The 4,791-nt window shown below is 71.6% G+C and carries 5 protein-coding genes, 1 tRNA gene and 1 other RNA gene; 5 read left to right on the top strand and 2 right to left on the bottom strand.

The window, feature by feature from the left end; genetic code table 11:
• A partial coding sequence (locus AB0H87_RS38195; RefSeq protein WP_360157501.1) for a DNA polymerase III subunit gamma and tau occupies positions 1 to 1,470 on the bottom strand: 1,470 nt, incomplete at its 3' end.
• Between the two features lie 252 nt (positions 1,471 to 1,722).
• Here AB0H87_RS38195 and AB0H87_RS38190 point away from each other — a divergent pair.
• Positions 1,723 to 2,706, top strand: coding sequence for a helix-turn-helix transcriptional regulator (locus AB0H87_RS38190; RefSeq protein ID WP_360157498.1), 984 nt, complete (start codon positions 1,723 to 1,725; stop codon positions 2,704 to 2,706).
• Positions 2,707 to 2,722: 16 nt separating this feature from the next.
• On the opposite strand, the gene ffs is transcribed toward AB0H87_RS38190, so the two are convergent.
• Positions 2,723 to 2,813, bottom strand: an RNA gene (ffs, locus tag AB0H87_RS38185) — signal recognition particle sRNA small type.
• Positions 2,814 to 2,893: 80 nt separating this feature from the next.
• Between ffs and AB0H87_RS38180 the strand changes: the two genes are divergently transcribed.
• The 4 genes from AB0H87_RS38180 to AB0H87_RS38165 all read left to right on the top strand — a co-directional run.
• Positions 2,894 to 2,978, top strand: a tRNA-Ser gene (locus tag AB0H87_RS38180).
• Positions 2,979 to 3,064: 86 nt separating this feature from the next.
• On the top strand, positions 3,065 to 3,760 hold the full coding sequence (locus AB0H87_RS38175; RefSeq protein WP_360157495.1) for a uridylate kinase: 696 nt from the start codon (positions 3,065 to 3,067) through the stop codon (positions 3,758 to 3,760).
• Positions 3,761 to 3,856: 96 nt separating this feature from the next.
• Positions 3,857 to 4,435, top strand: coding sequence for a hypothetical protein (locus tag AB0H87_RS38170; RefSeq protein ID WP_360157492.1), 579 nt, complete (start codon positions 3,857 to 3,859; stop codon positions 4,433 to 4,435).
• Between the two features lie 76 nt (positions 4,436 to 4,511).
• Positions 4,512 to 4,791 (top strand): VOC family protein (locus tag AB0H87_RS38165; protein ID WP_360157489.1); only part of this gene is annotated, 280 nt, incomplete at its 3' end.

Raw genomic sequence — 4,791 nt, 5'->3', positions numbered from 1 at the left:
GGTCGCCCACTCCATCGAGTTGCCGTGCCCCCAGGGGTCGTCGGCCAGCACCACGGGACCGGCCTTGTAGGAGCGCCGTGTCGCACCCACGCGGCTGGCCGCCGCGGCCGCGGCCGCCCGCGCGGCGGCCGCTCCGCCGCCTGCCGGCCGCGCGGCAGCACCGCCGTTGGCACGATCGTCGCGCTCGGACCCCGAGCCCGCCAGCACCGCCGGACCGGAATCGTCCCCCGGCCGCGCGGCCAGCACCGCCGGACCGGAATCATCCGCCGGCCCCGCCGGACCCGAGAAGTCGTCTTCGAACTCGCCGGCGGCCGCGCGGGCCAGGCGGCGCTCCATCCGCTCGACCCGCTGCATCAGGCCGCCCTCGTCGCCCGCCGGGAGCAGCATGCGCGCGGTGATCAGCTCGAGCAGGAGCCGCGGCGCCGTCGTGCCGCGCATCTCGATCAGGCCGTTGTGCACGATGTCGGCCGAGCGGGACAGCGTCGCCGGGCCGAGTCGCTGTGCCTGGGCGGTCATCCGCTCCAGCTGGTCGGCCGGGCCGTCGATCAGGCCCTTGGCCGCCGCCTCGGGCACCTGCTGCATGACGATCAGGTCGCGCAGCCGCTCCAGCAGGTCCGACGCGAAGCGGCGCGGATCGTGGCCGGCCTCGGCGACCCGGTCGATCGTCGCGTAGGCGGCGGCGCCGTCGCCCGCGGCCAGCGCGTCGCACATCTCGTCGATCAGCGCGGCGTCGGTCACCCCGAGCAGAGCCACCGCCCGCGCGTAGCTGACGCCCTCCGGGCCCGCGCCCGCGATCAGCTGGTCGAGCACTGAGAGCGTGTCACGTCCACTGCCACCGCCGGCCCGGACCACCAGCGGGAAGACCGCCGGCTCGATCTTCACGTTCTCGGCCTCGGCGAGCTGCTCGAGATAGGGCCGCAGGACGCCCGGCGGCATCAGCCGGAAGGGGTAATGGTGCGTACGCGACTTGATCGTGCCCAGGACCTTCTCGGGCTCGGTCGTCGCGAAGATGAACTTGACGTAGTCGGGCGGCTCTTCGACCAGCTTGAGCAGCGCGTTGAAGCCCTGCGTCGAGACCATGTGCGCCTCGTCGATCACGTAGATCTTGAAGCGGCTGGACGCGGGTGCGAAGAAGGCCCGCTCGCGTAGCTCGCGGGCGTCGTCGACGCCACCGTGGCTGGCCGCGTCGATCTCGATGACGTCGATCGAGCCGGGGCCGTCGGGCGCGAGCGCCCGGCAGGACTCACAGACCCCACACGGCTCAGGAGTCGGCCCGCGCTCGCAGTTGAGCGACCGGGCCAGGATGCGTGCGCTGGAGGTCTTGCCGCAGCCCCGTGGGCCGGAGAACAGGTAGGCATGGTGAAGCCGACCGCTGCGCAAGGCCTGCGACAGCGGCTCGGTCACGTGCTCCTGGCCGATCACCTCGGCGAATGTCCGAGGCCGGTATTTGCGGTAGAGCGCGAGCGCCACGGGTCCCTCCCAACGGCGTCTAGCCTCTCACGCCGCACCGACAGGTTGCCGGCACCGTAACGGTGATCCGGGCGCCACCAATCGACTGGCAACGCCCGGCCATCGGAAGAGGTAGCCGGCGCAGTTGGGGGGTGAGGGGTCCTGCGCCGACTTCGCACACAGTGGCACACGCACGACAGCGAGAGGACGCCACTGTTGCGTCGTATTTAGGTCATGGCGCATACTCGCCAGCGCTTGACCTGGGGGAAGTAAGTGACCGACACCTCGCCGCTCGCCGCGCTCGGCCTGCGGCCCATCGAAGAGGCGACCTACCGCGAACTGGTCGCCCGTCCGGCCGCGACCAGCGACGAGCTCGCCGCCGCGCTCGACGCCACCCCGGCGGAGGCCGACGCGGCCCTGACCAGCCTGCACGGCCTGGGTCTGGCCGCACGCTCGGGCGCCCGCTACATCGCCAGCTCCCCGACCTTCGCCCTCGGCCCACTGGTCACCCTGCGCCGCGACCAGCTCCGCCGGGCCGAGCTGGAGCTGGCGAACCTCGCCGCCCGCTACCACGCGACCGCCGCCGACCGCGCCGCCGGCGACCTGGTCGAGGTGGTGACCGGGATCGACGTGATCAGCCGGCGCTTCGAGCAGTTGCAGGCCACCGCCACGGACGAGGTGCAGGCCCTGGTCACCGCCACCACGCTCGCGGTCAGCCGGGCCGACAACAAGGCGGAGACCGAGGGGCTCAGCCGCGGCGTGCGCTACCGCGTGGTCGTCGAGCGAGCCGTGCTGGAGCAGGAGGGCGGCACCGCGGACGCCGCGACGGCGCTGGCCGCCGGCGAAGAGGTGCGGGTCGCCGAGCACGTCCCGATCAAGCTGGTGATCGCGGACCGCTCGGTCGGCGTGCTGCCGATGGCCAACGAGACCAGCCAGCCCACCGCGATCGTGGTGCACCGCAGCGGCCTCCTCGACGCGCTGCAGGCGCTCTTCGACGCGGTGTGGGAGCAGGCCCGCCCGCTCCGCCTGGCCCCGGACGGGGCGCTCGACGAGCACGCCGGCGACGATTCGCTCTTCCCGCTGGACCGCCAGGTGCTCGCGCTGCTGCTGGCCGGCCTGACCGACGCCGCCATCGCCTCACAGCTGGGCATGTCCATGCGTACGGTGCAGCGGCGGGTCTCGCGAATGATGGAGCTGGCCGGCGTGCGCACCCGCATGCAGCTCGGCTGGTATGCCGCACAGTCGGGGTGGGCCTGACCGGGGCCGGAAAAGATAAGGCCCCTCGTGCACCCGTCAGAGCCCGCTTATCCTTGCTGCCTTCCGGCCCTGGGGAGGTTCACAGGTTGTACGCCGCACGAGGGGTACCCCTAGCGTACCCGGAGCGCCCGATCGCCGGGTTCGGGGTGGCCTGGATCGCCCTGAACGGACCTGTATCCTGTGCGACGGAGGATTCGCCTAGAGGCCTAGGGCGCACGCTTGGAAAGCGTGTTGGGTTAACACCCTCACGAGTTCGAATCTCGTATCCTCCGCGCGTTCTCCGCGGCTTTGTGAGTGGGGTCGGTCCATTGCGGGCCGGCCCTACATTTGTATGCCGGCCGATGGGCGGGAGGTTGTCGTGGGTCGACGCGACGAGGTGCTGGCGGCGTTGGCCGACGCGGCGCTCGAGGTGGAGCGGGCACATCCCGTGCGGGTGGCGGTCGACGGGTGCTCGGCGGCGGGCAAGACGACGCTGGGCGACGAGCTCGCCGACGTGCTGCGCGCCCGTACCCCGCGCGAGGTGATCAGGGTCAACATCGACCGCTTCAAGCGGGCGGTCGCCGCGCGGACCAGGTTTCCGCAGCACTCGCCCGAGAGCTACTACTTCGAGTCGTGGGACTACGACGGGATCCGTGACCACCTGCTGGTGCCCCTCGGCCCCGGCGGCAGCCGGCGCTATCGCCACGAGCTGATGGACTTCGCGGCCGTCACCGTGCTCGACGGGCCGCCGCGCACCGCGAGCGCCGACGCCATCCTCGTTGCCGACGGCTGCTTTCTGCAGCGTCCCGAGATCGACGACTACTGGGACCTGCGGATCTTCATCGACATCCCGATGGAGGAGGTGCTGCGCCGCGGCGTCGCCCGCGACCAGGCGTGGATGGAGTCGGCGCAGGAGGCGGAGCGGCGGTACCGCACGAAGTACATCCCCGGCGAGCGCCGCTATCTGGACGAGGTGCGGCCGCACGAACGCGCCCAGCTGGTTGTCGACAACCGTGACTTCACCGCGCCCCGGCTGACCGACCGGCGGGACCCCCAACACCGCGGCACCCCGTAAGACCAGCTCAGCGCGCATCCGCTCGTACACACGTTCTATCCACACGCTGTGGATAAACCTGTGGATAACGGCTACGTTGTGTGCTTGGGAGGTCACATGAAGCCACGGTACGTCCCCCTGGCCATCCTGGCGCTCGCCCTCTTGGCGCTCTTCGCGGGGTATTCGGCGACCCAACGGGCTTCGCCGGCCTATGCCAGCCCGACCGCCCAGGCCGCCGGCCCGACGACCACCAGCCTCGCGTCGACGACGGCCCGGTCCGGCGTCGTCGACTTCTCCGGCGTCAGCGACGTGCGGCTCGGCCAGAGCGACGCCGAGCTGACCCGTGAGGGCGCGATGGCCAGGCCCGCCGACGCGTGCGGCCCGGTGCTCACCGGCGTGCAGGCCGCCCACCCGGTCTTCGCCGACGGTGAGCTGGTGCTGCTGTGGGCCAACCCGCCGCTCACCACGCCCGAGGGTGTCGGGGTCGGCACGTCGTTGGCCGCCGCGAAGGCGGCCTATCCGCAGGCGACGGCGATGGCCGCGCCACCGGGGAGCTATCAGTTCGACGGGCTGATGGTGACCAGCGGCGACCGGGCCTATCTGTTCATGCACGACGGGCAGACCGTGCGGAAGACCGTCGTCGGCTACACCGATGACGTGCAGCGGCTGTTCACCTACGGCGTCGGGAACTGCTGAACGCAACAGGACGGTTTCCGGGAAACGGTGCCGCAGCCCGGATTAAGTTGACGAGAGCCGCCCCGAGAGGAGCGCCATGGCCGAGCAGCCCGCGCCCGCGCAGAACCTGTCCAGCCCGCTCGCCTCCGCCCGCGGCCACCACGTCGCCGTCCGGGTGCCCGACTACGCCGAGGCCAAGCGCTGGTACACGGAGATGCTGGACTTCCGCGTCGTCGCCGAGTGGTCCTGGGCCGGCCTCCAGCTCGCCTACCTGTCACCGCCGGCCGACGACGACTTCCATCTCGAGCTGTTCGGCGGTGGCGGCATCGACCCGGGCACCTACTACACCAACGTGATCGACAGCCTGGAACGGCCCG

Origin of the sequence: Asanoa sp. NPDC050611 (assembly GCF_040654855.1) — a bacterium.
Lineage (GTDB): Bacteria > Actinomycetota > Actinomycetes > Mycobacteriales > Micromonosporaceae > Asanoa.
This window is presented reverse-complemented; position numbering and strand designations above follow the sequence as displayed.

Coding starts and splice junctions, on each gene's coding strand:
- AB0H87_RS38170 (WP_360157492.1), top strand. CDS start 3,857: ATGAAGCCACGGTACGTCCCCCTGGCCATCCTGGCGCTCGCCCTCTTG.